This window comes from Tardisphaera saccharovorans, assembly GCF_046635845.1.
Classification (GTDB): domain Archaea; phylum Thermoproteota; class Thermoprotei_A; order Marsarchaeales; family UBA168; genus UBA168.
Genome location: NZ_JAQQXN010000005.1, coordinates 1 through 24,939 on the forward strand (window position 1 = coordinate 1; position 24,939 = coordinate 24,939).

Annotated in this window: 21 protein-coding genes and 2 tRNA genes; 15 read left to right on the forward strand and 8 right to left on the reverse strand. The window is 51.6% G+C overall.

Going from position 1 to position 24,939, the window contains the following annotated elements; all coding sequences use genetic code 11:
• Window positions 1-66 precede the first annotated feature (66 nt).
• Genes PRZ02_RS06575 through PRZ02_RS06585 form a run of 3 tightly spaced genes read left to right on the forward strand, consistent with a single transcriptional unit; the run spans window position 67 to window position 2,887 of the window.
• Window positions 67-789, forward strand: a complete 723-nt coding sequence (locus PRZ02_RS06575; protein ID WP_449465038.1) for a CdvA-like protein — start codon at window positions 67-69, stop codon at window positions 787-789.
• Between the two features lies 1 nt (window position 790).
• On the forward strand, window positions 791-1,738 hold the full coding sequence (locus tag PRZ02_RS06580; RefSeq protein WP_449465039.1) for a Snf7 family protein: 948 nt from the start codon (window positions 791-793) through the stop codon (window positions 1,736-1,738).
• 39 nt (window positions 1,739-1,777) lie between these two features.
• Complete coding sequence (locus tag PRZ02_RS06585) at window positions 1,778-2,887, forward strand: AAA family ATPase (RefSeq protein ID WP_449465040.1); 1,110 nt, start codon at window positions 1,778-1,780, stop codon at window positions 2,885-2,887.
• Window positions 2,888-2,930: 43 nt separating this feature from the next.
• Here PRZ02_RS06585 and PRZ02_RS06590 read toward each other — a convergent pair.
• Window positions 2,931-3,003 (reverse strand) — tRNA-Gln (locus PRZ02_RS06590).
• Window positions 3,004-3,195: 192 nt separating this feature from the next.
• Here PRZ02_RS06590 and PRZ02_RS06595 point away from each other — a divergent pair.
• Both PRZ02_RS06595 and PRZ02_RS06600 read left to right on the forward strand, forming a co-directional pair.
• Window positions 3,196-4,590 (forward strand): phosphomannomutase/phosphoglucomutase, encoded by a 1,395-nt coding sequence (locus PRZ02_RS06595; RefSeq protein WP_449465041.1) that lies wholly within the window; start codon window positions 3,196-3,198, stop codon window positions 4,588-4,590.
• A gap of 37 nt (window positions 4,591-4,627) precedes the next feature.
• Complete coding sequence (locus tag PRZ02_RS06600) at window positions 4,628-5,482, forward strand: DNA-3-methyladenine glycosylase 2 (protein WP_449465042.1); 855 nt, start codon at window positions 4,628-4,630, stop codon at window positions 5,480-5,482.
• On the opposite strand, the gene tpiA is transcribed toward PRZ02_RS06600, so the two are convergent.
• A complete protein-coding gene (tpiA, locus tag PRZ02_RS06605) occupies window positions 5,433-6,119 on the reverse strand; it encodes a triose-phosphate isomerase (protein ID WP_449465043.1) in 687 nt (228 codons plus the stop codon). The two genes, PRZ02_RS06600 and tpiA, sit on opposite strands and share 50 nt — an antisense overlap.
• Window positions 6,116-7,186 (reverse strand): bifunctional phosphoglucose/phosphomannose isomerase, encoded by a 1,071-nt coding sequence (locus tag PRZ02_RS06610; protein WP_449465044.1) that lies wholly within the window; start codon window positions 7,184-7,186, stop codon window positions 6,116-6,118. Before PRZ02_RS06610 ends, tpiA begins: the two co-directional genes overlap by 4 nt.
• Window positions 7,187-7,360: 174 nt before the next feature.
• Here PRZ02_RS06610 and PRZ02_RS06615 point away from each other — a divergent pair, with 174 nt between their 5' ends.
• Complete coding sequence (locus PRZ02_RS06615; protein WP_449465045.1) at window positions 7,361-8,308, forward strand: hypothetical protein; 948 nt, start codon at window positions 7,361-7,363, stop codon at window positions 8,306-8,308.
• A 438-nt stretch (window positions 8,309-8,746) separates the two neighbouring features.
• Window positions 8,747-9,685 carry an aminoglycoside phosphotransferase family protein gene (locus PRZ02_RS06620; RefSeq protein ID WP_449465046.1) on the forward strand — a complete coding sequence of 313 codons (939 nt, stop codon included), beginning with the start codon at window positions 8,747-8,749 and terminating at the stop codon, window positions 9,683-9,685.
• On the opposite strand, the gene PRZ02_RS06625 is transcribed toward PRZ02_RS06620, so the two are convergent.
• The gene (locus PRZ02_RS06625; RefSeq protein WP_449465047.1) at window positions 9,675-9,974 is read right to left on the reverse strand and encodes a Trm112 family protein; all 300 of its coding nucleotides are present in this window, start codon (window positions 9,972-9,974) and stop codon (window positions 9,675-9,677) included. The two genes, PRZ02_RS06620 and PRZ02_RS06625, sit on opposite strands and share 11 nt — an antisense overlap.
• Before the next feature lie 334 nt (window positions 9,975-10,308).
• Here PRZ02_RS06625 and PRZ02_RS06630 point away from each other — a divergent pair, with 334 nt between their 5' ends.
• Window positions 10,309-11,547 carry a DegT/DnrJ/EryC1/StrS family aminotransferase gene (locus tag PRZ02_RS06630; RefSeq protein ID WP_449465048.1) on the forward strand — a complete coding sequence of 413 codons (1,239 nt, stop codon included), beginning with the start codon at window positions 10,309-10,311 and terminating at the stop codon, window positions 11,545-11,547.
• Between the two features lie 4 nt (window positions 11,548-11,551).
• Here PRZ02_RS06630 and PRZ02_RS06635 read toward each other — a convergent pair whose 3' ends face one another.
• Both PRZ02_RS06635 and PRZ02_RS06640 read right to left on the reverse strand, forming a co-directional pair.
• Window positions 11,552-12,427 (reverse strand): isoaspartyl peptidase/L-asparaginase, encoded by an 876-nt coding sequence (locus PRZ02_RS06635; RefSeq protein WP_449465049.1) that lies wholly within the window; start codon window positions 12,425-12,427, stop codon window positions 11,552-11,554.
• Window positions 12,428-12,476: 49 nt separating this feature from the next.
• Window positions 12,477-13,124, reverse strand: coding sequence for an HAD family hydrolase (locus PRZ02_RS06640; protein ID WP_449465050.1), 648 nt, complete (start codon window positions 13,122-13,124; stop codon window positions 12,477-12,479).
• Between the two features lie 156 nt (window positions 13,125-13,280).
• Between PRZ02_RS06640 and gatC the strand changes: the two genes are divergently transcribed.
• From gatC to PRZ02_RS06665, 5 genes are all read left to right on the forward strand, one after another.
• Window positions 13,281-13,562 carry an Asp-tRNA(Asn)/Glu-tRNA(Gln) amidotransferase subunit GatC gene (gatC, locus tag PRZ02_RS06645; RefSeq protein WP_449465051.1) on the forward strand — a complete coding sequence of 94 codons (282 nt, stop codon included), beginning with the start codon at window positions 13,281-13,283 and terminating at the stop codon, window positions 13,560-13,562.
• A gap of 7 nt (window positions 13,563-13,569) precedes the next feature.
• Window positions 13,570-15,021 (forward strand): Asp-tRNA(Asn)/Glu-tRNA(Gln) amidotransferase subunit GatA, encoded by a 1,452-nt coding sequence (gene gatA, locus PRZ02_RS06650; RefSeq protein ID WP_449465052.1) that lies wholly within the window; start codon window positions 13,570-13,572, stop codon window positions 15,019-15,021.
• 10 nt (window positions 15,022-15,031) lie between these two features.
• Window positions 15,032-16,447: an Asp-tRNA(Asn)/Glu-tRNA(Gln) amidotransferase subunit GatB gene (gatB, locus tag PRZ02_RS06655; protein WP_449465080.1), complete on the forward strand. Its 1,416-nt coding sequence runs from the start codon at window positions 15,032-15,034 to the stop codon at window positions 16,445-16,447.
• An 86-nt stretch (window positions 16,448-16,533) separates the two neighbouring features.
• A complete protein-coding gene (locus tag PRZ02_RS06660; RefSeq protein ID WP_449465053.1) occupies window positions 16,534-18,675 on the forward strand; it encodes an ABC transporter transmembrane domain-containing protein in 2,142 nt (713 codons plus the stop codon).
• Window positions 18,662-19,171 carry a DUF1854 domain-containing protein gene (locus PRZ02_RS06665; RefSeq protein ID WP_449465054.1) on the forward strand — a complete coding sequence of 170 codons (510 nt, stop codon included), beginning with the start codon at window positions 18,662-18,664 and terminating at the stop codon, window positions 19,169-19,171. Before PRZ02_RS06660 ends, PRZ02_RS06665 begins: the two co-directional genes overlap by 14 nt.
• A 5-nt stretch (window positions 19,172-19,176) precedes the next feature.
• Here PRZ02_RS06665 and PRZ02_RS06670 read toward each other — a convergent pair.
• Window positions 19,177-19,251 (reverse strand) — tRNA-Gly (locus PRZ02_RS06670).
• Between the two features lie 121 nt (window positions 19,252-19,372).
• On the opposite strand from PRZ02_RS06670, the gene rgy reads away from it, so the two are divergent.
• Window positions 19,373-23,062, forward strand: a complete 3,690-nt coding sequence (gene rgy, locus PRZ02_RS06675; protein ID WP_449465055.1) for a reverse gyrase — start codon at window positions 19,373-19,375, stop codon at window positions 23,060-23,062.
• Here the strand turns inward: rgy and PRZ02_RS06680 are convergent.
• The gene (locus tag PRZ02_RS06680) at window positions 23,059-23,991 is read right to left on the reverse strand and encodes a VIT1/CCC1 transporter family protein (protein WP_449465056.1); all 933 of its coding nucleotides are present in this window, start codon (window positions 23,989-23,991) and stop codon (window positions 23,059-23,061) included. The two genes, rgy and PRZ02_RS06680, sit on opposite strands and share 4 nt — an antisense overlap.
• A 463-nt stretch (window positions 23,992-24,454) precedes the next feature.
• Here PRZ02_RS06680 and PRZ02_RS06685 point away from each other — a divergent pair, with 463 nt between their 5' ends.
• On the forward strand, window positions 24,455-24,937 hold the full coding sequence (locus PRZ02_RS06685) for a DUF2299 domain-containing protein (RefSeq protein ID WP_449465057.1): 483 nt from the start codon (window positions 24,455-24,457) through the stop codon (window positions 24,935-24,937).
• Window positions 24,938-24,939: the final 2 nt, after the last annotated feature.

Below are 24,939 nucleotides of genomic sequence, written 5' to 3' on the forward strand. Positions count from 1 at the left end.
AAAGGAGAGGTTCCCGGAGGCCCCAACGCTGGGAGCCGCCGAGGCCGACAAAGAAAGGTGAAACTAATGTATTTCGAAGAAGCAAGGGACTACCTGGGGAAGGAGGTCAAGGACCAGTACGGTCGCCACGTGGGAACCGTTCTGGGCATCTACACGAACACAAAAGATGAGGTTACCTCGTTCGAGCTAAGCGTTGGTGATGGTCAGTTCGAGCAGGTGCCCTTCGAGATGTTCGTGGTAAGCGGAGGAAGCCTAACTCTGCTTAAGCCATGGAAGCTCAAGGCAGAGGACGTCATAAAGGAATACGCTGAAGCGCTTAAGAGGGAGGAAGCGCTCCAAGAGCTCCTCAGAGCAGGAGAGATAGGAAAGGACATCTTCGACGAAATGGATGCGCAACTGCAGGCAGCCATAAGCGCGCTGAAGCTTAAGCGCGACGAGGTTCGCAGAGAGCTTCTGGAACAGGCAGCGGCCCTCGATGCCAAGAAGCATGCCCTGAGTACCTTCATGGCTAATGCGAAGATGCAGCACAGGCTTGGAGACCTTGACGATCAGTCCTTCCAAGATATGTTGGCGTTCTCTAATAGCGCGCTTAATGGCATAAGGGCAGAGAGGGAAGACGTGTCGATAACCCTCGATCAGATAAACAGGCTCGGCGTGGAGACCAAGCCAGTTGAAAAAGTGGTTGAACCCGAGCCAAAGATCGTTGAGAAGCCCGTCGAGAGGCCTCCAGCTAAGGAGGGAGAAGAAGCAATAGTCGTTAAGATGGAAGAAGACAACGGAGGTGCTTGACGTGGCGTCCAACTGGGAAGAAAGGGAGAGCTTTTTTAGAAAGTTGGAGGAGCACATAAGGAGGGGTCCTCCGCTAAAGGAAAGGATCAACCACGCAATTTACGTCATACAAACGCAGAAAGAGAAACTGGAGCAGATGTACCAGAAGATAGAGGAGAGAGACAAGGACATGTTTGGAAAGACCGTGGCTGCGATGGCAGAGGGCGATACCGCTCACGCTGCCATCTATGCTAACGAGTGCTCTGAACTTAGGAAGATGGCAAAGGTCGTCCTCGCCAGCCAGCTTGCCCTCGAGCAGGTAGCCATTCGCCTCGAGACCGTTGAGGAGTTCGGGGATCTGGCCGTGGCAATGGCTCCCATAAGGGCAGTCATGGCCGATACCAAGAGCAGGCTTGCGGGGGTGGTCCCAGAGGTCGCCAGCGAGCTCGAGGGGGTTAACGATACGCTGGGAAAAGCCCTCATAGAGGTTGGAGAGGCCGAGGGGATAGAACAATCGCCCGTGATGGAGAACGAGGAGGCAAAGAAGATCCTGCAGGAGGCTAACACGGTAGCGGAACAGAAGGTAAAAGAGAAGTTCCCACAGATTCCTGCAGCCCCGATCATGGAGGGGGAAGGAGTTGGAGCGGTAGCGGCAGATCCTTCCCCAGCATCAGCCCAGGATCCACTGCCGATGAAGCAAATTGTTGTGAATCGCAAGGACTCGGCCACAAGCAATGATAAGCTTCAGGGCGTTGCATCGCCAGCCCCCGAGAAAAACGTCAGCGTTAAAGCCACCGTGAAGCCCGAAGAGGGGCAACTGGCGTTTGACAGGAAACTTCTAGAGTACATAAGGGCACATGGCGGAGAACTTAAGATATCTGCGGCGTCCAAGGACTTGGGCGTCCCTCCTGCGTTCATAAAGGAAACGTTGGAAAAGCTAAGCAGAGAGGGGAAGGTTAAGCTATCTTGATGGAGGCGGTCAGAATTAGCTGCCGCCGAACTCGAACAGATGGCATTGCAATACGCCACGGAAGCGCAGAAAGCCGATCAAAGCGGCTCGAGAGACGTGGCGATACTCAAGTATCAGAGGGCGGTTGACGTCCTGCTCAAATTGGTGTCCCTTTATCCGAATTCTCCTCAGTCGCGGCTCTATCTTGATAGGGCAAATCAGTACAGAGAGCGGATCAAGCAACTCAAAGAAGGGCTTGACGTCTCCACTGGGAGCGGACAGGGGCCAGATACCGTTGTTGTGGTGGAGGAGTCACCACATGTGGCATGGGATAGCGTCATAGGCGTTGAGGACGCTAAGGAGGCCATCGTGGAGTCCATTGTCTATCCTCAGAGGAGGCCGGACCTATTTCCTTTGGGATGGCCGAAGGGCATACTGCTCTACGGCCCGCCTGGCTGCGGTAAGACGTTGCTGGCGGCGGCCGTGGCAAGCGAGATACAAGCCCAATTCTATCAGGTGGACGCCAGCGCTATCATGTCAAAGTGGCTTGGTGAATCTGAGAAAAACGTGGCTAAGCTCTTCGAAAAGGCCAGGGCGGCTGCACAAGCCGGTGAGCCGGTTATACTTTTCATAGACGAGGCAGATGCCCTGGTTGGGATCAGGAACGAGGAAGTAGGAGGAGAGGCACGCGTAAGGGACGAGTTCTTGGCTCAGATGGATGGCGTAAACGACAAGGGAAAGAACACCCCAATATACGTGGTCGCGGCCACAAACAAGCCCTGGATATTTGATGAGCCATTTATAAGGAGATTCGAGAAGAGGATATACGTGCCGCTTCCGGACTTCAAGTCGCGGATTGAGCTTTTCAAGCTATATGCCAAGAAGCTGAGGCTGGCTGATGACGTGAACCTCGAGGAACTCGCAAGGATAACCGATGGCTACTCCGGAAGTGACATAAAGGACATCTGCCAATCGGTTCAACTAAAGGTAGTGAAGGAGTTCTTTGAACAGAAGGGTGCAGCCGGACTTACGGGTGAGCCTCCGAGTGGTGAGCCAAGGCCCATCGCAATGCAGGATTTCTTGGAAGTGATATCTAAGAGAAAGCCAAGCGTCAGCAAGCAGATGGTGGCATTTTACGAGAAGTGGACAGCAGAGCATGCAGCTCTCTGAATTCTTTTTTAATTGACTGGCTTATTCGGTACAGAGCCCAAAATAGCCCGGAGCGGATTCGGACCGCTGTCAGCGGGGCCAGGGCCCGCCATGCTTGGCCGCTACACCACCGGGCTGCTATTACACGGGACCGTTAGATATAAGCTTTGATTTTCCTTCAAGCTTTTCCGGGCGCCCCATCCCTTCCTTTGAAAATCCTTTAGCAAGGGCCGAGGTATCAGCCTAGCGTGTGCCAATGCGGCTCCGCTGGTCTCAGGCCAGCGATCATCAAGGCATAAATTTTTATGTTATGGCGCAAGCTTACCAGCTTGAGCATTTTCAAATCTTATGATATTCGCGGCGTCTACGGTAAGGAGCTAAAAATAGATGATGCTTCAAAGATAGGATATGCGTTTGGGGAATGGCTGCGGGAGCATGGGGCGTCGTCGTTAAAGGTTGGTCTCGGCTACGATGTGAGGCTATCGTCGCCTGCGTTAAAAGAGGCAGTTAAGTCCGGTCTCATGGCCTCTGGTTTTAAAGTCATCGACTTCGGGATGATCCCGACCCCATCTCTTTACTTTGCGGTGGCTCACTTGGCTTTGGATGGCGGGGCGATGGTTACCGCTTCTCATCTTCCCTCTAAATTTAACGGTATAAAGTTAGTTACAAAAGGGGGCATATCGCTTAGTTATGAAACGGGGATCAACGAAATACAGAAGAGAGTTGAGTCGGGTCTGGAATACAGGACCGATGCCATGGGGAGCGAGGAACGGGTTTCAAATCTCATGGACTACTATTGGGCGTTCATAAGGCGCGCTGCGGAATTGGATGGCTTGGATAGGCTGAAAGTCGTTGTTGATGCTGGAAACGGATCATGTGGTTACTTCATTGACTACTTGAAGACGGAGGGCTATGAGGTTACAGGTCTATATCAGGATCCCGATGGCACTTTCCCAAACCACGTGCCTGACCCTGCACTCGAGGAGAACCTAGTGGAGCTTAAGCGCGAGGTGGTGGCGAGAGGCGCTGATGTGGGGATAGCCTTTGACGGTGATGGGGATAGGATAGGCGTTGTTGACAACACGGGGAATCACGTTACAGCAGATCAGCTTATTGCCCTTTTGGCGCGCGAGGAATTAAAACGCAATCCTGGGGGAATAATAGTACACGACATACTTGCATCGGCGCTTATTGACGAGGTCGTTGCTGGCGCAGGGGGCAGGGTAGTTGTAAGTAGAACCGGGCACTCATACATAGATTCGGCGATAATGGCGAACCACGCGTTGATGGGAGGAGAGGTTAGTGGTCACATATATTTTCTGGACGGATACTACGGTTTTGACGACGCCTCTTTTGCTGCCCTTAAGGTCCTTAGCCTTGTGAGCGGGGCCAAGCGGGAGGGGAAGGACTTAGCACAACTCGTGGGCGAGCTTCCGGTTTATTGTTCTTCCCCAGAGTATAGGGTCCCTTGTCCTGAGGAAAAGAAGGGGGTGGTGATCAAGAAGCTCATTGAAGCCCTTACGGCAGCGGGGTATAAGGTGAACACGATTGACGGTGTGAGAGTTGACGAACCTTACGGTTGGGGAATAGCCAGGCCGTCGAATACCGAGGAAGTGTTATCTCTTAGGTTCGAGGGAAGAGATGAGGAGTCCTTGAAAAAGATCGAGCAGCTCTTCGTGCCGATCATCGATTCCGAGCTGGGAATATCGTCGCTTCGCGACTGAACGTCGCGTTTAATAGTTCACATCTAGTTTTTTTGCCTTGGATACCCCCGAGATATGCGTTGATTTCTACTCAACGCTTGAAAGCGGCCAAACTTTCTCTTGGTATCTCGGCAAGTCTGGCTGCTACTACTCTGTGGTTGATGGAAAACAAGTTCGCGTATGTCCGGGCAAGGTACCGGACTGGGATGAGGCCTATTGGGTTTTCAGGCTTGGTGACGATTTGGATGAGATCTACGCTTCTATCGATAAGGATGCCTTCATGCATGTTGCCATATCATCCCTTAAGGGAATGAGGTTAATAAAGAGCGAGCCTTGGGAGACGGTCGTGTCATTTATGACAAGCACACATAACACGGTAAGAGAGATAAAGGCCTCACTGCTTAAGCTTAGACAGTCTCTGGGATCTCGCGTTCAGGGGGACTGGAGCGACTTGGGGTTTGAGCTCAAGGCCTTTCCAACGCCTTCGCAGCTTGCGAGCGCGGACGTTAACCTGCTGGCTTCCTTTGGCTTCGGATTTAGGTCGAAGTACATATTGGACTTCGCGATGAGCGTGGCCCGGGGCGATTTTGATTTGGATTTTGCCATGCGTTCGGGTTACGAGCGGGGCAAGGACTACCTGATGTCTATTAAGGGGATAGGGCCAAAGGTCGCCGATTGCGTTCTGCTTTTTGCGGGAGGTTACCTGCAGGCCTTTCCTGTCGACGTTTGGATAAGAAAAGTAGTGGGAAATGTCTATTTGCACAAAGACGCTGACGAGAAAAACGTGGCAAGCTTTGGTATGAATTACTTTGGGAAATATGCCGGTTACGCGCAAGAGTACATTTACGCGTACTCCAGAGGCGTTAGGGCGAGACCTTCAGCCCAGCCACGAGGTCTTCGAGCACGGCTCTAGGATCAGACGCCTTGGTGTAAGCTGATGCTAGGAGTACTCCTACCGTGCCGAGCTTTACGGACACCTCAACATCCCGCCTGTTCGCAATTCCAGCCCCGCAAAGGAGCTTGCTCTTCTTGGTTACCTTTTTGAGCGCGTCGACACTAGCCGTTATGACCTCAGGCTTGGCTGTGGCAACGGATATGGGTCCTCCTATAAGCTCTGGTGGCTCCACTGCCACGTAATCGGGCTCAAACGCGGCCACCGCAGCAACCTCGCTCGGAGTTGCAGCGCATACGAGTTGCTCAAGGTTGTTCTCCTTGGCCATGTCGACAACCCTTTGAACGTAGTCAAGGGGTACCTTGTTCTCTGAGTGGTTGACCATTATGCCGTCTACTCCTATATCGAGAAGCGTGTTAAACGTGATGTGGCCGGTGTAGCTACCTTCGAAAAAAGGATCAGCCGATTGCGCAAAGACCGGTATGGACACGGCATCGCGCACAAGCCTTAGGTCAGCGTGCTGAGGCAGTACGACCACCTGGTATCCCGTCTTCTTCGATACCTCTTCCGCTATCTTAGCGAGCTCAACCGCTTTCTTCCCAGTGGCGCTCGCGTAAGCCTTAAAGTTGAGATAAACCGCAGGAACCTTTGTCTTCATTTTGATCTCCTTATGTTAGCTAGCTTCTTTTTTAAGGCTTCTATCATGGTGACTGGACTTGGGTCAATGCCCCTTAGGACGGACAGGTATATGCTTGCCATATCCCCCCTAAGAGTTGCATCAAACATCCTCTCAAGACGGCCTGATCCAGATGTGACAAGCTCGTGATAACCGCCTGCCCAAGGCCTTATCTCCTCCATGGTGATGCTTATGCGGTCCCTGTAGGGGAAGGTCCAGTCAGGATCTCTTATGAGGATTAGGTAAAGCTGCTTCAAGATCTCATCCTTGCCATCCCATCCTTCGATCTCGTTGTGATCGAGCTCTGGGAAGAACTCGAACTTAGCTGGCGCCTTGGCGTTCTCGTTTACCTGCGTCTTGAACCTCCTCGCCACGCACTGGTACTTCTCGTAGCCATATATGACAGGCATCTTTCCGAACATCTCAACCGCTATCTGTTTTGACTCGTTTTTTTCCAGCGGAACTGAAGGCAATATCTGAGATAAGGTTGACTGCAGTTGATCCGGAAGCCTTTCCAGATCTGCCCACTCTTTTTTGCCAATGATCCACTGATCAAGGAGGGCTTTAGATGCCGATGAAAGGAGGAAGGGAAGCGCTGCTCTCGGCTGCAGCCCCTTGGGAACTGGGTAAAGCGGGAGATCATTTTTACTTGCAAATTTCGTGAGTTCGCCACCTGACGAAACCGTCGCCACATGGGCTCCCTTCTTTAGCGCAAGGCTTGCTGCGGATAGGGTCTCTTCAGTGTTGCCGGAGTACGATATGGCGATCACCAGCGTTTTGTTATCAACGAAGGCCGGAAGATCGTAGTCTCTCCAGACATAGATAGGAACCTCAAGCGTTGGACTCAACCAACTATCGATGTAGTCACCAGCTATGGCGGACCCGCCCATTCCCGTTATCACCACTTCCTCGGCTCCCGCGCCCTTGTAAGTCGGCAGCTGCTTTATGTGATCGGTAAGCGCCTTACCGTAGTTCGATATGACGCGGATTTCCCCCTCCTTATCTATTTGTTCTATGGCTTTTTCGTCATCTAACAACTTTGCGTCCATTTTCATAAAGAAACCCTAAGGGCGATATACATCTTTGGGTAGTTGGCTTCCTCAGTTCACCTGCCGAGGCGTCCATGGAAGGCGTTGGGCGCCGATGGACCAGCGAGGGCATGAGGCCCTACCACCGGTATACCGTTTCATACAACGCTTATAAGTCGCACCGTGGCTTTTGTCATGAAGCTTGTTCTTTTTGAAGATGCGGCGAAGGGCATGGCCCCGCTTAACGACATCACACCGACTTATGACCTCGTTTTTGGCACAAAGAAGTTGCGCGATTTTTGGTCATCTAGGTTTCCTGAACTAGAACTGGAACTCGCAAGTAGATGGGAGAGGCCCTCTAAAAATGAGGACGATTTGCTTTTACTTAACAGCTTGGCGGTGGGGGTAGATGAGGAATTCTCCAAGGCGCTTGACGCATTTGCTAAGGGAGACCTGCCAGAGGAAAAGGGGATGGTTGAGGGTAAAAGGTTGGTCTACGCGTACGTATCTAAGCGGGACGTGAAGGCAGTAATGCCCTTTATAAGTGGTTGGCTTGACGAGCAAGACGTCGGAGCAATTGGCCAAAAGGTAATGCCAATTAGGACTACCCACACGGTTTACGATGACCTAATGAAGCGGAACCAACCAAAAATACTTGTTGACACGGCTTGGGAGTTTCTTGCCAAATCCCTTGATGCCATATCCGCTCAGATTGGCGGGAACGGTTATTACGCTGGTGGTTCTGTTGGCTTGATAGGAAGCAAAATCGAGAACGGTACAGTGGCGTTTGGGCCAACGCGCGTGGTGAACTCGACGATAAAAAACTCCATCATAGCGGGACCAGCTGTGATTGAAAACTCATTTATAGAGAACAGTTACGTGGGAAGTTATACCATCATATCAAAAGCCCACGTTAAGGGACTAATAGGGGATTTGTGCGTGATCAGCGCCGACGTGATCAATGCAAGGGTTGGCAGCGGTTCTCTCATATTAAAGGAGCTCCAAAAGGACGTCAAGACCAACGCGAGATGGGGTGCTGAGGGCCTAGCTCCTGATGAGTTAGAAGTACGGCTAAAAAGCTTTTTCAAAGACAGCGAGCTCGCTTCCAGCTTCAAGCGGCTGCAAGGTTCCCTATCAAGCTGATGCGCTCGAGGGTCCTCGTGCAATCGCTTCAAAAGCCGCTTTTCGACAAAAAGAGGGAACGGAACGGGTTAAAACGCGCGCAAGCGCCAAAAGTTCATGTAGAATATTGTTCACAGAACGCTCGGATAAGAGGTGCCTCTTTTGATAGGCGAACTACCGCTGCCTTACGGCTGGGCCTTCTGAAAGGCGTTGTTAGGACGTCCGCGCTACGATACCGATCAAAACAGGCGTTTTGGAAGTGAGCAAGTCGTAAAAGAATCGCCCCATGATCGCTAGTAATGAAGAACATGATCTTCCTTAATTCGGTTTTCACGTGAAATACCCAGATATCTCAGTAAACGTAAAACATGGGAGCAGCAGGTTTGCTCGTGAGATGCAGCGCAGGCGTAACGTGTACAGTTCTGTAGGTCAAGTTTATAAGATGTAAAGGTGATTACCGTGTGCGACATTAGTGAGGGCATAGAGAAGCGGATTTCCTATTGGCTTTTTGAGACGGCCAATTTATCCTTTGCAGGTTATAAGAGAATAAATGCTCATAGGCCTATATTTGAGTTTTACGATTCCAGTGGAAATTCGGTTGTAGTCAAACTTTACGGCGCGGACCCGGTTGCAAGCGATGAGAAGGAAAGGCGTCTTAAAAAAGAATACGATGCCCTTGAATATTTGTGGGAGGCTGGTCTCGGTGCGGGCCGCTATCGCGTGGTTAAACCGCTTGGCTACAGCGTTGAACTGGGATACGCGTTGGCCGAAGAGAAAGCGCCTGGACTTAACTTGTTCGAAGATATAAGGCGGGCAATAAGGAACAAACAGGAATTATCGGAACAGTGCACTGACATGGCTTGGTTGCTTGCCAAGATACACTCGGTTAAGGCAGAGGCGGGGAAGTGGTGGATACCTGACTGGCGGAGAAGGGTATTTGCGGCGCGCACAGGTTCCATGGAGACGGAGTTCATGGATGTGGGAAAGCTATGGGAGAGTGAGTTTCCGCTTCCGCTTCCAATCGTACCACTACACGGAGATCCGAATCCAACTAACTTTGCTCGCTATGGACTTACGCTTACGGCCTTCGACCTGCAGATGTATCATTACGGTTATCCCGTGGAAGACCTCGGGGAGTTTGCCGCAGAGCTGAAGTTCGCCTTTGAGCAGTACGCTGGAAATTCTGGCGAGGCCGAGAAGTACTTGAGTTCTTTTTTCAAAACTTATGCAGAGCGCGCCAGTTTGAGCTTTGAGGTGCTAACGGCTTACAACCCATTTTTTATGGGCCTTTGGGAACTTAACATGGCATCAAACGTGTGGATGGGCCCAAAAAGGTCGTGGCTTATCAGAGAAGCCTCTAAATGCTGGCGGTCGGGCTTGCAATACCTTAAGAGATAAGGTGTCGTTTCTCTGTGGCCTGCCAGCTCCTAGGTATGCCGTTTTCCTTAAAGTACTTCTCATAGCTCGCGTAAAACTCGTCGTCTTTTTTCTGGTCTCTCATGTTATCTGGAAGCATGACGGCTATCTCGTCTCTTATGGGATACCACCTACCGCAGTTCTGGCAGTGAAGTATGCCCTGCACTACCTTGTCATCGTTTTCCTGTATGGCAACGAGCTTTAAGGGATAATGTCCGCACATCGGGCAGGCCAATATGTCGATGAGCTTCTTTCTCAAGGTCCTTTCCACTGAATTCTGAGCGGCTTATTTAAGTGCTTTGTAAGAGTGCCTTGAACATGCACTTCTAATTCGCGCCTTTTTTCTTTTCACGCGTGAAGGCGGAGGCAGGAGGAACACAATTATATCGAACTTGACTTTTCGAAGATGCTTTTCTTTGCCTCACGCGGGCTGGCTCGCTTTTCGTGCTTTCATCCAGGAAAGCTCATTGAGCAATAGGTGCGCGTTCCTTTCGGTCAGAAATCTATCGCATTTTCATAAGAGGATTTACCTATCCTCTTCAAAAGAACTTCCTTCCCTGAATCCCGTTAGAGTTAAATGCCGGGCAAAGATGGCCTCGTCTAAAATGGAATCCGATAAGCCTGCCATACTCGGCGGAAAACCGGTGAGGAGCAGACCATTGCCTCACGGTGCTTACATAGATGAGGAAGACATAAGGGCAGTCACGGAGGTGCTTCGGTCTGGGAAGCTCTCCTCTTTATCCAACCCAATAGTTGAGGAATTTGAAAAAGCGTTTGCCGAATACGTTGGGACTAAGTACGCCATTGCGGTCAACTCGGGAACTGCTGCGCTTCACACGGCCCTCCAGGCCATGGGTGTGGGGCCAGGCGATGAAGTAGTGGTACCACCTTACACGTTTGTGTCCACAGCTACCTCAGTCATTCACGCTAACGCCATCCCCGTTTTTGCAGATGTGGAACTTTCCAGCTATAACCTGGATGCTGATTCCTTTGAGAAGAGCATAACCCAAAGGACTAAGGCGGTAATACCAGTGCATCTCTTTGGAAGACCAGCCGAAATGGACGCCATAATGGAAGTGGCCAGGCGTCACAACGTCATGGTTCTCGAGGATGCGGCTCAAGCTCACGGGGCCACGTATAAGGGAAAAAAAGTCGGTACCTTCGGAAATGCAGCCATATTTAGCTTCTACGAGAGCAAGAATATGACAACTGGTGAAGGGGGCATGATCGTGACGGATGACGAGAAGATCGCGCAAAGGGCCCGGCTCATAAGGCAGCACGGCGAGCCATCTTGGTACTATTACGTGGAACTGGGATATAACTATAGGATGCCGGCAATGGAGGCTGCGCTTGGTTTATCGCAGCTGAAAAAACTCGACAAGTTTAACTCTATTCGGCAGTCCAACGCGTCTTATTATAATTCCAAGCTTTCAAGGATAAAGGGCATAGTTGTCCCAAAGGCTCCCGATTACGTGAAGCATGTATATCACGTATATGCCCCGAGGTTTCTCGAAGAGGAGCTCGGGATATCGCCCAACTTAATGAGCAAGGCATTGGCGGCCGAAGGGATAAACCTGAGACCCATATACCCGCGTGCTCTTTACCTAGATCCGCTGTTTCAGGAGAAGAGGGTTAGGCCCAAGGGCTGTCCGTACTCCTGCCCGTATTACGGTATCGTACGCGATTACCCTCCAGGGCTGTGCCCAAACGTGGAGAAGTTAACAAAAGAGGTATTTTCGTTGCCCGTATCTCCCCTTGTAACGAAAGAAGACATAGACGATATTGTGGCCGCCGTAAACAAGGTACTGGCATGGAAGGATGAGCTCGCAAAAATCGGGGCTTGAGCCACTATGGAGGGAAGGCTCTGAGTAGCAGCGGCTCCTGGCCATCCCACAGGGCGAAGGGAAATTGTTCCCTGAGCGTTGCAGCGGCCCAATTGCCCATGTGATCTATGCCTACCAGTGAAATTTCCTTCGAACGAGGCTCCCTTATGCGTACCTCTTTAAGGGCTTCATCGAGGGCATCCTTAGCTGGTAGGTCTTTCATCAGCGTTACGGCCCTGTAGGTTAGCGCGTTTCTTATAGCTATTTCCCCCACTCCTGTGGCTGCGGCAGCACCGTAACCGCTCCTAGCGTAAACCCCTGCCCCTATTATTGGGGTATCGCCTACTCTTCCGGGCATCTTGTAGGCCAGCCCACTTGTAGAAGCTCCTGCGGCCAAATTCCCATTTGTGTCCATAGCCACCATTCCAACCGTGTCGTGGCTCACTTGGGCCCAATACCACGGATCAGGAGCTTCCCTCGTTGCCTTCATGGCTTCCTCCTTTGCTGCAGCCCATTGCTTGATCGCTTGTTCTGACGGCTTTGCGTCGACCCGCATGCCTAGAGCTTTGGCAAACTTTCTTGCTCCCTCACCAACCAAGAGCACGTGAGGCGTTAGTTCCATTACCTTTCTTGCAAGGCTTATGGGGTGTTCAACTCCCTTGACGGCGGCAACCCCGCCAGCCCGTCCATCATCGCTCATTATAGAAGCGTCGAGTTCTACTTCTCCGTCTGTGTTTGGTAACCCCGATATGCCAACGCTTCTGATGCCAAGCGACTCGACCGTCATTATCCCCAATTCGACCGCGTTGACAGCGGTCTCGCCGTTTTTCAGTTGATTCATGGCGGTTTTAACACCCTCAAGGCCGAACTCCCAAGTAGCTATAACTACGCATCTCGCCATTTTCAGGAATGGCGTCGCCTTGCGATTAAGGCTTTCGGTAAAGCTTACTTCAGATCAGGTGAGCAAAGTTCACGGTTCTGCAAAGCCACGCCGCGGTAGGCAACAAGGCATCTGGCTTCAGCGCCATTATGACGTCAAGCTTTCCTATTCCACCGGACACCGTTATGAATGAAGGAATGCCTGCGTTTTTGGCAGCCACTACGTCGAGTTCGGTATCACCCACGTATATGGCGTTTTCAGCGCTTACGTCAAGTTTCTTCAGTACCTCAATGAGCATGTCTGGCTCGGGCTTTTCCTTTATGGTGCCATCTGCGCATACCGTGGCGTCCACGAGACTGTCCATACCGGTCCATCTTAACGACTGTTCAAGTATCTCGCGCGTAGTATTCGTGGCTACTCCTATGGCAATTCCCGCCTTCTTCAGTTTCTCTAGGCATTGAATTATGCCCGGAAAGGGTTTTGTGTACTTTTTCATGTAATGATCTATATAGCTGGCATCTATCTTCGCGATATACCTTTTGTGTTGCGATTCCGAAACGCCCATTTTCGATAGGATCTGCGTTGGGCTCATTCCCAAGAGCTCTACGGCATCGTTAAGAGTTGCCTCTAAGTGACCAAATTCTTTCAGTATATCCAAGTTCTGATGTATGAAGGCCTCTCTGGAGTCAAGGAGAGTTCCGTCTAAGTCGAATACCACGGCCTCAACGTGCAATGGAACCAGACATCATAACGCGCCATGCAATTTATGCCTTGCTGGGCAAACCCTGCGATTGACGACGCGATGGAGCGCTTGGCAATAATATGTTCTGCAAAACGCCAGCGCAAAGCACTTATGTCGCTCTAGTACGTTATTATGCCGAAAGTCACTGAGGATGTTGTGAAGCGCGTGGCGTTCCTCTCTAGGATAAGTCTCAAAGATGATGAAGTTTCTACTTTTGTCTCTCAGTTTAACTCGATTTTGGATTACTTCTCGATCATAGCATCCCAAGACCTTCCTTCACCGTCACCCACTGACAGGTTGGTTGATATAAGAAACGTATTCAGGGATGATGTTGTCTATGTTCACGATGATGACCTTTCGGTTATATTTCCAAACAAAGAAGGTAGGTACATAAAGGCACCGAAGATAGTGTGAAAGCTAAATGGAAGCGTTTTCAATCGCGGATAAGGTAAGGAGAGGAGAGCTATCTGCTCAAGAGGTTATGGGAAAGTACATTGATTTGATATCGCGCTGGGAACCAAAGATACATGCCTTTCTTTACGTTGACGAGAAAGGTGCTTTGGAAAGGGCCCGTCAGATAGACGACCTGGTTAAAAAGGGAGTGGATCCCGGGCGGTTAGCAGGAGTTCCTGTTGCCGTTAAAGATAACATAGCTGTCAAGGGAATGCCCTTGACCTGTGCGAGTAAAATACTCAGCGGATATGTATCTCCTTATGATGCTACGGTCGTGTCTAAGCTTCGCCAAGCTGGGTCAATAATCGTGGGAAAGACGAACCTGGACGAGTTTGCCATGGGAAGCAGCACGGAGTACAGCGCGTTTGGCCCCACAAGGAACCCTTGGGACTTGGAAAGGGTGCCGGGAGGAAGCAGCGGTGGAAGCGGGGCGGCCGTCGCATCGGGCGAGGTTCCCATAGCGCTCGGCAGCGATACAGGAGGTTCGGTAAGATGCCCCGCCAGTTTCACGGGTGTTTACGGCCTTAAGCCAACTTACGGGCTTGTTAGTCGGTACGGGCTTGTGGCTTTCTCAAATAGCATTGAGGTAATCGGGGGTTTCTCGACTACAGCTAAAGACATGGAGTTGCTTTTCTCGGTAATCAGGAACTCCGATGCTCCTGATCCTATGGATCAGACCAGCGTGTTTTCTGACCCAACGTCGTTTCCTGGCCTAAGGGGAATGCGCGTTGGGTTGCTTAAGGAGACGGTGGGGGAAGGCGCAGAACCCGAGGTGGTCAAGGCGACGTATGCCTTTGCTGAAGCGCTTCGGGAAGCTGGCGCCTTGGTAGATGAGGTATCCATCCCCGATCTCTCGCTGGCGCTGCCGGCCTACTACCTTTTGACCTCCGCGGAGGCGAGCAGTAATCTCGCCAGATATGACGGCATAAGGTACGGCATGCCTTGCCCTCTGGATGCCAAGGACTGGAACGAGGCCTACTCTAAGGTAAGGGGCGAGGGGTTTGGACCAGAGGTCAAGAGAAGGATTATGATGGGCTCTTTCGCGTTGAGCTCTGGCTACTATGATGCGTACTACCTTAAGGCGGTTGCGGCGAGGAGCAAGATAAGGCAGGAAATGCTTAAGGTTCTCAACGATTTTCAATTCCTCATCGGTCCAACCAACCCCACGACGGCCCCGAAACTCGGAGAAAGGATAACCGATCCTTTGTCCATGTACTTGCTGGACCTTGACACGGTTCCAGTGAACTTGGCTGGGATTCCCGCGTTGTCGATACCATTTGGAAAGTCGTCGTCTGGTATGCCCATAGGCGTGCAGCTGATGTCTTCTCCTCTTAGGGATGATTGGGTAATTAAGGCCGCTGAGGAGCTCGAGGCCATGGGTAGGGTCGAGATGGCGTCAAAGGTGGCAACCGTTGAGTGAACACCGCGTTATGATCGGGCTAGAGGTTCACGCGCAGTTAACGTCCCTAAAGAGCAAGCTGTTCTGTTCTTGTTCCGCGGACTACAGGCGCTTACCTCCAAATACGTCGGTGTGCCCTGTATGCTTGGGTTTACCGGGTTCGCTGCCTAGGCTTAACGGGCGTGCCTTGGAAGAAGTACTGAAGATAGCTCTTGCCCTGCACTCCGACCCAGCCCATGAGACCGTGTTTTACAGGAAGCATTACTTTTACCCTGATATGGCGAAGAACTTCCAGATATCTCAATACGATAGGGGAGGGGGAGTTACCGTGGCAAAAGGTGGCTGGCTTGATTTGACGTTGGGCCAATTCGTAAAAAGGGTCAAGATAAGAAGGGTTCAGCTTGAAGAAGATGTGGCGAAAATAGTTTATCCTTCATCCTTGCTATCCAGCGAGTACGTCATGGTTGACTATAACAGGGCTGGGGTTGCCCTCTGCGAGATGGTCACCGAACCAGATCTGTCATCTCCAAGGGAAGCACGCCTCTTTATAGAGAAGTACGCCAGCATCCTCGATCACCTAGGGGTAACCGATACCTCCTTGGAGGGCTCCCTCAGGGTAGATGCCAACATTAGCATAGATGGTGGCGAAAGGGTTGAGCTGAAAAACATAAACTCTCCCAAGGACGTGGAGAAGGCGCTCAACTACGAGGTGCAAAGGCAGATAATGATAGTTGAAAGAGGAGGTAAAATAGAGATGCAAACGAGGCATTGGGACGAACTGAACAGGGTAACGGTCGCCCCAAGGTTTAAGGAAGAGGAAGAGGACTACAGGTACTTTCCCGAGTCAGACTTACCTCCCATAAGGATAGAGCAGGACTTTGTGGAGTCGCTGAGGGCTGCTCTTCCCGAGCTGCCTGATCAAAGAGCTGAGCGGTTCGTAAGGCAATACGGTCTAACGCCATATCAGGCGGGCGTTTTGGTATCTCAGAAGAGGCTAGCGGACTTCTTCGAGGATACGGTTAGGCGTGGCTTGAACGCGGCGGACAGCGCGGATTGGCTGATGAACGAGGTGCTCGGTGACTTGGCGGACGCAAAGAAGGAACTGACAGACCTATTTCCCTTAATAGACGACGTGGTAAGGGTAGTGGGGCTTTACGAAAAGCAGCAGATAACGGGAAAGATAGCCAAAAGGCAGTTGAAGCAACTCATAATCAGCGGAAGGCCTCTTGAGGAAGTTCCCACACCGGTTAGAGATGAAAGCGTCATAACTTCAATTGTATCTGAGGTGATAGCGGAAAACCCGCACGCATACGAGAAGGCCAAAAGGGATCCGAAAGCCATGAACTACCTGGTTGGCCAAGTCATGAAAAAGACCCGCGCTAGGGCTGACGCAAAGGTCATCATCGACATCTTGAAGAAGAAGATTGCGGAGGACGAGCGGCCGTAGCGGCAGTGCTGGCCAGGCCTTATTTAACGGGACAAAGCGAAAATCCTTTTACGTCGGTCCTTTCTAACGATTAAAGGCGAGCGTTTTTGTCACTTGATGCCGAAATTCCCGACTCCCTTCTGGAAAGGGCGCGGGTCAAGCGCGACGAGCTGCTTTACTTCGCGAGGTCTGACATAGAAGAAGACGGGCTTTACGGAGAGCGCTGGTTGTTGATCACGTCTAAGAAGATCATCGTAATTGGTAAAACAGTCAAGGAGTACCCGATGGACGGCGTGAAGTCCATAGATGCCATTGAGCATCTTGGCTTAGGGGAGCTGCTAGCGCAGATAGGAAACGAGAAGATCAGGGTGATAACTTACTCGAAGAGCAGGGCGGAGGACTTCAGGAAAGCGGTAATACTGGTGTCTGAGCTGCTTGACCTCAAGGGAAACGCTGTGGAGCTCAAGGTGTCAAAGACCAAGAAAAAGCGTAGCAACACTTACTCGTGGCTTTTCGGCTTTCTCAAGCCATACAAGAAGCAAATGGTGTTGGGGCTGGTCTTTTCCGTGTTGGGTGTGGTCGCCAGCCTTTTGCCCCCATACCTCATAGAGCTTCTGGTAAACGAAGTCTTTACGGCCAAGCATGTTGGCATGCTTGTGCCGCTGGTGCTCGCGGCACTTGGAGCTTATGGTCTCGGAACGGCATTGGGAATTGGCTCTAGCTACTTCCTGAACTGGATAGGCCAGAAGATAATCTATGACATGAGAAGTTCGGTTTACTCGCAGCTCCAGCGCCTTTCCATGGATTTCTATGACAGGATGAGCTCGGGCAGGATATTATCGCGTGTAGTAGATGACGTTGGCAGAGTGCAGTGGTTCTTGGTATGGGGTATTCAGAACCTGGTGATCAGCGTGCTTACGCTCATTGGTATAGGTGTCATAATCTTCGCCATGGACTGGAAGCTCGCGCTTTTCGTTCTTTTGCCCGTTCCGATAATAGCCCTGGGTATTCCACAGTACAGAAAGAGGGCGCACGCGCTTTACCATAGGGCTTGGAGGAAATGGGCAGACGTCGACACGCTTCTCGTGGACACCATACCAGGCGTGGTGGTAGTTAAGTCGTTCTCTCAGGAGGAAAGAGAGCAGCAAAGGCTGAAAGATAAAATGGAGGACGTGGTTAACTCAAACATGGACACGGTTAAGCTTAACCTGAGCTTCTTCCCCCTACTGGGCTTTGCCACCAGCGTGGGGGCCGTTGCCATATGGTTCTACGGGGGCATGCAGGTTTTGGCAGGGACTCTTTCCCTTGGAAGTCTCATCGCCTTTACGATGTATATGGGGCAGTTCTACGGCCCCATAAACACGCTGACCAACTTGTTCCAGCCCATGCAGCAAGCGCTAACGTCGGCAGAGAGGGTGATGGAGATAATGGACGAGGAACCTCAGGTCACCGATAGCGAGGACGCTTTGGATCTAAACGTTAAAGGTGACATCATGTTTTCAAACGTTTCCTTTGGCTATGAGCCGTTTTTGCCCGTCATCTACAACGTGAGCTTTCACGTCCCTGCGGGCACCACGTTGGGTATCGTGGGTCCATCTGGAGCGGGTAAGACCACCATAACAAAGCTTCTCATGCGCTTTTACGATCCGCAGTCAGGTGCCATATACGTTGATGGCGTCGACCTTAGGAAGATAAAGAGGTCGGCGTGGAGGAGGCAAGTGGGAATAGTGCTCCAAGACCCATTTCTTTTCGATGGAAGCGTTGCGTATAACATATCGTATGGGCTTGGTGAAGTGCAGCCGGAAAGGATAGTGGCGGCGGCAAAGGCTGCGGCAGCTCACGACTTCGTCATGAAGTTGCCGCTGGCCTACGATTCTTGGGTTGGAGAGCGTGGGTCAATGCTCTCAGGTGGGGAGAGACAAAGGGTTGCGATTGCGAGGGCCATAATAACCGATCCGAAAGTCCTCATAATGGATGAGGCCACCTCTTCGGTGGATTCGGTCACAGAAAAACAAATACAGAGGGCAATCGATAATCTCGTGAAAGATAGGACAACGATAATAATAGCACATAGGCTTTCAACCATAAGGAAAGCAAATAACATAATCGTCATGAACCATGGGACGATCGTAGAAAGCGGCACTCACGATGAGCTCATTAAGAAGAACGGCCTCTACGCCACCATGTATAGGGTTCAATACGAAGAAGAGGAGGCTCAAAACGAGGTGATGGCACGTGCCAATAGATGACTTTTTGAAGGAGTTGAACTTGCTTGATGAGCACACCGTGAAGATAAGAAGGGATGCCGGCAGCTCCTTCGTGACAGTGCAGGTCGGACAGCAGCGCTACGACGGGGTTATACCGAGGCTTCCCTTCCCACTCACCAATCCGGACTTCGTGATATTCTCGAGGTTTAGTTCCGGTGAGTGGACGGACGTCGCTATGATCAAGGACATGAGAAAGTTGGATCAAGAATCTTTTTCTGCGCTCAAGGGCCTTGTGGATGAGCTTTACTTTATTCCGACGATTACGGAAGTGCTGGACCTAAGCACCACGGGAGACGAGTTTGTGTGGGACGTGATGACCGATAAGGGAAGAAGGAAGTTCAGTACGAGGGGCAGGCGTAGCATAATGAACTACAACGATAGATTAATCCTCATAGATGTTGACACAAACGTTTACACGATCGACCTAAAAAAGCTGACAGATAAGCGCAGCAGGTCCTTTATACAGAGATTTCTGTGAAAAAGTGCGGCCACCGGGATTTGAACCCGGGTCAACAGCTTGGAAGGCTGCCGTCCTCGACCAGGCTAGACGATGGCCGCTTTCCTATTTCTAAAGCCCCTTCTTTTTTAGTTTTGCGCGTAGCCCCTCAGGCTTTCTTGAGCGGAAATACGTACGCGCCAAGGTTTATTAAGGAGAACGTCTACTAAAAGACGAAGTGCTGTGAAAGCGCTGTTCGAAGGCATGTGTCCAAACTGCGGCGGTGAGATAAGCGATGACAGACTGAGGCATGGACTGCCCTGCGAGCGGTGCCTGCACAATGCATCCGATCTAATAAAGTTGAGAGATGAGCTTTCTCCCGCTCAGTTTCACGCGGCCATAGCGAGGGCACTCAAGGAGGAGGGGACGTACGCTGACTACGATCTTGTGGTCAAGATGGATGAGCTTTCGGCGTCGTTTTCGTCGTTCTTCGAGGGCATCACGGGAGAGAAACCCTGGAAGGAGCAGGAATCATGGGCGGTAAGGGTTTTAAGTGGCGAGAGCTTTGCGCTGGTAGCTCCTCCAGGAGTGGGTAAGAGCGTTTTCTCAGAGGTGATGGCGCTTTTTCTGGCCTCGAGGGGAAAGCATGTCATATTTTTAACTCCAACTACCCTTTTGGCCTCTCAAGTCTCGAGAAGGTTAAGGGCTTTCTCAAAAGGACTTGGCACGTCCGTGGCGGAGTTCACGTCTTCAGCGGTCAAGGTGGAGAAAGGAAGCCCTGATGATTCCGTGGTGGTGTTGACTTCTAACGGTCTAAGGGTACACTTTGAAGAGCTCATGCGCACGAGGTTTGACGTTGCCTTCGTAGATGATGTGGATGCCGTGCTGAGATCTTCGAAGAACGTGGAAAGGCTTCTTCGTTTGTTGGGATATGGTAGCGATGAGCTTGAACTGGCCGCAAAGATAGCGTTCGGGCGGTTGAATGCCGTAAGGCTTGCGAGAAGAGATCCGGAATCTGCCAAAAAGGCGCTTTTAGAGGTAGAAGAGCTCAAAACCAAGGTGCCTCGGCACCCGGCGCAGCTGGTGCTAACTAGCGCCACCGCAAAGACCAGAGGTAAGGGCGCAGCTCTACTGGACGCGCTTTTGGGCATGAACATAGAGGGAGGAATGGGCGGTACGAGAAACGTAGTTGACGTGAAGCTGAAGGGCGACCTCGTGGAAAAAGCGATCGAGGAGGTCCAAAGGCTTGGAGCAGGAGGTCTCGTTTTTGTTTCCCATGACTTGGGATCTAAGTTTGCCAAGGAGCTCTATCAAAAGATGAAAGAAAAGGGCCTGCCCGTTGGATTTGCGGAGGGAAAGAGGTCGGTGAAGCTGATTCAGGAATTTGAAAAGGGTAAGGTTTTGGCGCTTATAGGGATGGCAAGCTATTACGGCCCCCTCGTTAGAGGGCTTGACCTGCCGGCTACTGTGAGGTACGCGCTCTTCGTGGGCGTTCCGAAGTTCATGTTCAAGATAAGCGACGACGAGACCAATCCGCTGAGGATCTATCAGCTGCTCTGGGAGTTAGGGACAGTCCTGAATGATCCTGAGGCCAGGAAGCTTGCCTCAGAGATAAGGAGGATGATAAGGCCGCTGAGCCAAGAGGAGTTCAAGGCACTGGAAAACCACGTCAAGACTGGGAAGGGAATTCCGAAAGGTAAGGATGGAGAGCAGTCTTACATGGAGAAACTCGTGGATAAGCTGAGCCAAGCGAGAGGCAAGCTTTCCTCCCTTCTGAGAGCGGAAGGCGCGGTAGACGCATTGAAGAAGAGCCCTAGGTTGATAATCAGAGAAAAGGCGGGATCCCTTTACCTCGTGGTCCCAGATCTCATGACTTACCTCCAGGCTTCAGGAAGAACCTCGAGGATAGGTAGGGAGGGTTTTACCACTGGTCTTTCAGAGGTCATAGTGGACGAGGAAGCAGCTATGGATGCCCTGGAAAGGCAGGCCAAGCTCTACATACAGGACATGGAATGGCGCGAGGTAAATGACGTTGACTGGGAACAGTTGCTAAGGCGCATGACATTGGAAAGAAACGGCGGACTAGGAATTAAGCCGCTTAGTCCCGCGCTCATGATAGTGGAGTCACCAAATAAGGCCAGGACCATATCGTCCTTCTTTGGAAGGTCAACGAAGAAGAGCGCTGGAGGTGTGGTTGCTTATGAGGTTAACGTTGGACGCAGGCCCCTTACCGTAGTGGCTACTGGCGGGCATCTTCTTGACCTACCCACTCCTGGAGAGGGCGAGTTCGGAGTAAAGGAGATAAACGGGCAGTACTTTCCGTCATTTACCACCATTAAGAAGTGCGTGGTCTGCGGCTTCACGTTTACGCAAGGTACCACCTGCCCGGCCTGCGGTTCTACTTACGTGAAGGACTCGGCCAGCACCATTCGCGCACTCAGGAGGATGGCCTCCGAGGTTGAAACGGTGTACGTTTGCACCGACCCCGATGTTGAGGGAGAGAAGATAGCGTGGGACGTCATGATGGTCCTCTCGCCCTACAACAAGAACATAGTTAGGGCGGCCTTTCACGAGATAACCAAGGCCGCGGTCCTCGAAGCGCTTGCAAACCCTAGGCAGGTTGATGAGAGACTTACCGAAGCCCAGGTCGTTAGGAGGATAGATGACCGCTGGGTTGCGTTCTACGTCGCCAAGGCGCTGGCGGAGCTGGAGGGCAGGCCGCTTCCCGTGGCAACGGGTAGGGTCCAGGCACCAGCGCTTAACTGGATAGTAGAGCGCTACGTTCAAAGAGATAAGTACATGCACGTTTATGTCTCCGTTGAGCTTCAGCCAGCTAAAGTGAGGCTTTCCCTGGAGCTTCCAAAGGAACTTAACAGGAAGTTATGCAGGGCAGCGTTTCAGGGGGCACCGGCTACCGTTATCTCCGTGAGCGAGTTTGATCAGGAGGAAAACCCCGCGCCTCCGTTTACTACCGATGAGCTTCTGCAGGCTGCGGCGTTCTCGTTGAAGATGAGCGTCGCGGAGACCATGAGAACTGCTCAGGAGCTCTTTGAGGCTGGGCTAATAACTTACCATAGGACAAGTAGCACTCATGTCTCAGCAACTGGCATGCTTCTGGCGAAGACGTTCATAGAGGGGAAGTGGCCGGCAGAGCTGGCGTCGCTTTACCAGCCGCGGGGATGGGGCCCGGAGGGCGCACATGAGGCAATTAGGCCAACGAGACCCATGGGCGAGGAAGAGCTCAAGAACGCCATAGAAGAGGGACTAATTAAACTTCCCTTCGAGTTGCGCTGGTCTCATTATGCGCTTTACTCTCTCGTATTCAAAAGGTTCATACAAAGTCAAATGGCCCCAGCAAAAGTCAAGAAGCAAAAGTTCGCGGTCGAGATTATGCCTAACTGGAACAGAGGACCTGTCACTTCAGAGGGGGAGATAACGGTGGAAATAGCGCAAGAGGGATGGACAAAGTTGGCAAACCCAAAAGTTCATGCTCGCTTTGCGGCCGGTGATAAGGAGAGTTGTAGTGTGACCGGATGCAGGAGGGGTACCGAACCGGGAAAGGGAATATTATCAGAAGGGTCATTGGTGGCCTTGATGAAGAAGAAGGGAATAGGGCGGCCGTCTACTTACGCGGCTACTGTGGAGAGGTTGAAGAGGCATGGCTACGTGATCAGCAGTGGTAAGCTGAACTATCTAATACCGACCGAAAGGGGAATAAAGCTTGATGACAGCCTAAGGACTGCGTTTCCCGATTTGGTAAGTGACGAATCAACCAGGCGCCTGGTGCAACTCATGGACGGGGTTGAAAGCGGATCTTATGATTACCAAGAGGTGCTGAAGAAGATACACGCCGAGGTTATGACAAGCGTGGGCCAAGCGAAGGCAATTCTCGCCGGCAGAGGGAACGCTTCACCGGCTAGTAGCGGCGCCTAGACGTTTACATGTAGGTAGTAGTTGGCTAGGAGCCCTATTCCATGAGTCGCGAGGGCTGCGCCGATCCCTATGGCCACCATTTCGGTGCCCCTGTGAATCGGGTTAACGCCACTCAGTATGCCTACCAGCGATCCCACCACGAACAGCGATATTGCCGACGCGGCGTAAGATAATAATAATCCAAGAATACCTGATGCGTTGAAGATGTATGGAAGGACAGGAGGGAACACCCCAACGAAGTAGGAGGCTGAGGTGATCAAAGCGCTCTTAAGCGCTGACGCGTGAGCGCGCTTGTCTTCGTGGGAGTTGGCGGATAGCTCTTTTTCGGATTGTGTTGAAACGTAGGCACCTGCACCCATGGAGAGCGTGCCCGATGCGCCAACTATCAGGCCTCCTATCGTTATCAGGAGCGGCCTTATCAGCACTCCAGCCAGCCCGGAGACAGCGGCCAGAACCTCCACAAGGGCATCGCTCATACCATATACGGCATCCCTTACTCCTTCTGGGTTTACCCGCAATTCCTCGTTTATGAGCTCAAGTTCGTGATCTTTTTCATCATTTATGATCTTTTCAAGGCCAGTTTTTTGTTCGGGGGATAGTCCTGGGTTTTCCTCAAGGAGCCTTGAGTACTCCCTTATGGCCGTTTGCTCATGTAGCTCCAATAGCTTAACGGTTAGCGAGAGGCCGAAAAACCTTCTGAAAATGGAGTACCCCTTCGCGAGTAGCTTTGTCCTAAACCTGCTGGGCTTGACCTCTAATCCCATCTGCCTTGTAAAGCTGGCCCAGAATGCCACATGCCTTGACTCAACGTCGGCGAGCCTTTGCATGAGCTGCGACAGCTCTGGATCTCTTTCATGCGATGCTAGAATCCTGTAAGTCAGCATGTCAACGGTTTCATTGCGTACCTCCTTTCTGGGATCAAGCACCATGATCAAGGAATGTCGTCAGCTAATAAGCATCATGGGGTCGTCAACGGTGATTAGTTTGAAGTGCGGCCCATTTCTTGAATTTGCCCGTTACACTAAGTAATATCTCATCCTTGCGGGCGGGGCTTCGGGCAGCGCTGCGCGCCTTGGTCTTTTTTTGCTTGCGTGCCTCCTATGCCTCTGACAGCATCCCTCGTTAAGGCATGGGCTACTTGCGGCGTTGAGGTCGCGATCGCGCGCTTGTGTTACGGGGGCGCCCTTGGGAAGCATGCCCATCTTTGCGGTGGCATGCGCCCCTCCCTCTATATCCTGCCCTAACGGGCGAGGTCTTCAACGGCAAAGATGAAGAGATCCCCGAGAGAATTGAATAAAACCCTTGGTTAGAAGGAAGGTCGCGAAAGCTCTATGAGCGATAACCTTCGGCCTCTATTGGGGAAACGCGTTTATGCGACCGGACTTGTGCCACATGGAACAGTTGGATAACCAGGTAAGTGATTTCTTAAGGGAGCTCGGCATAGCGGTGGTGCGCACACAGGGCGCTACAGAACACTACAACGTTACCACGTACCACGGTGCCAGCGGGCCCTTCATCAACGTGGTGAGGCCCAAGGCAGAGAGCAACTTTTACGTTATAGCTATGAACGTTGCACTTCATCACTCTCATCAGGATAAGATGCGCACCATGAGCTCGCAAGAAAGGGAAAGGTCTCTCAATCAGATTAAGTACATGTTATTGTCCATGAACGTTGACTTCGCCTTCTTACCTCAAGGCTCAGACGTTCCCACTAACGTGCAGCTCGAAAAGATACTTTACGCCGGGCCGGACTGCTTTCTTCAGAACTTCTTTGAAAGCTATACCCTTGTGCGCAATGCAGGCCTTCTCGTCATAACTAAGCTCATGGAGGAATTCGGGCCAGTGGAACCTGAAGCGCAGCCCGGATACATGTGATC

What these genes read in the sequence shown, in the direction of transcription:
- PRZ02_RS06575 (WP_449465038.1), top strand. Translation starts at nt 67, where the DNA reads ATGTATTTCGAAGAAGCAAGGGACTACCTGGGGAAGGAGGTCAAGGAC.
- PRZ02_RS06585 (WP_449465040.1), top strand. Translation starts at nt 1,778, where the DNA reads ATGGCATTGCAATACGCCACGGAAGCGCAGAAAGCCGATCAAAGCGGC.
- tpiA (WP_449465043.1), bottom strand. Translation starts at nt 6,119, where the DNA reads ATGAAGACAAAGGTTCCTGCGGTTTATCTCAACTTTAAGGCTTACGCG.
- PRZ02_RS06610 (WP_449465044.1), bottom strand. Translation starts at nt 7,186, where the DNA reads ATGGACGCAAAGTTGTTAGATGACGAAAAAGCCATAGAACAAATAGAT.
- PRZ02_RS06615 (WP_449465045.1), top strand. Translation starts at nt 7,361, where the DNA reads ATGAAGCTTGTTCTTTTTGAAGATGCGGCGAAGGGCATGGCCCCGCTT.
- PRZ02_RS06630 (WP_449465048.1), top strand. Translation starts at nt 10,309, where the DNA reads ATGGAATCCGATAAGCCTGCCATACTCGGCGGAAAACCGGTGAGGAGC.
- PRZ02_RS06635 (WP_449465049.1), bottom strand. Translation starts at nt 12,427, where the DNA reads ATGGCGAGATGCGTAGTTATAGCTACTTGGGAGTTCGGCCTTGAGGGT.
- gatC (WP_449465051.1), top strand. Translation starts at nt 13,281, where the DNA reads ATGCCGAAAGTCACTGAGGATGTTGTGAAGCGCGTGGCGTTCCTCTCT.
- gatA (WP_449465052.1), top strand. Translation starts at nt 13,570, where the DNA reads ATGGAAGCGTTTTCAATCGCGGATAAGGTAAGGAGAGGAGAGCTATCT.
- gatB (WP_449465080.1), top strand. Translation starts at nt 15,032, where the DNA reads ATGATCGGGCTAGAGGTTCACGCGCAGTTAACGTCCCTAAAGAGCAAG.
- PRZ02_RS06680 (WP_449465056.1), bottom strand. Translation starts at nt 23,991, where the DNA reads ATGGTGCTTGATCCCAGAAAGGAGGTACGCAATGAAACCGTTGACATG.
- PRZ02_RS06685 (WP_449465057.1), top strand. Translation starts at nt 24,455, where the DNA reads ATGGAACAGTTGGATAACCAGGTAAGTGATTTCTTAAGGGAGCTCGGC.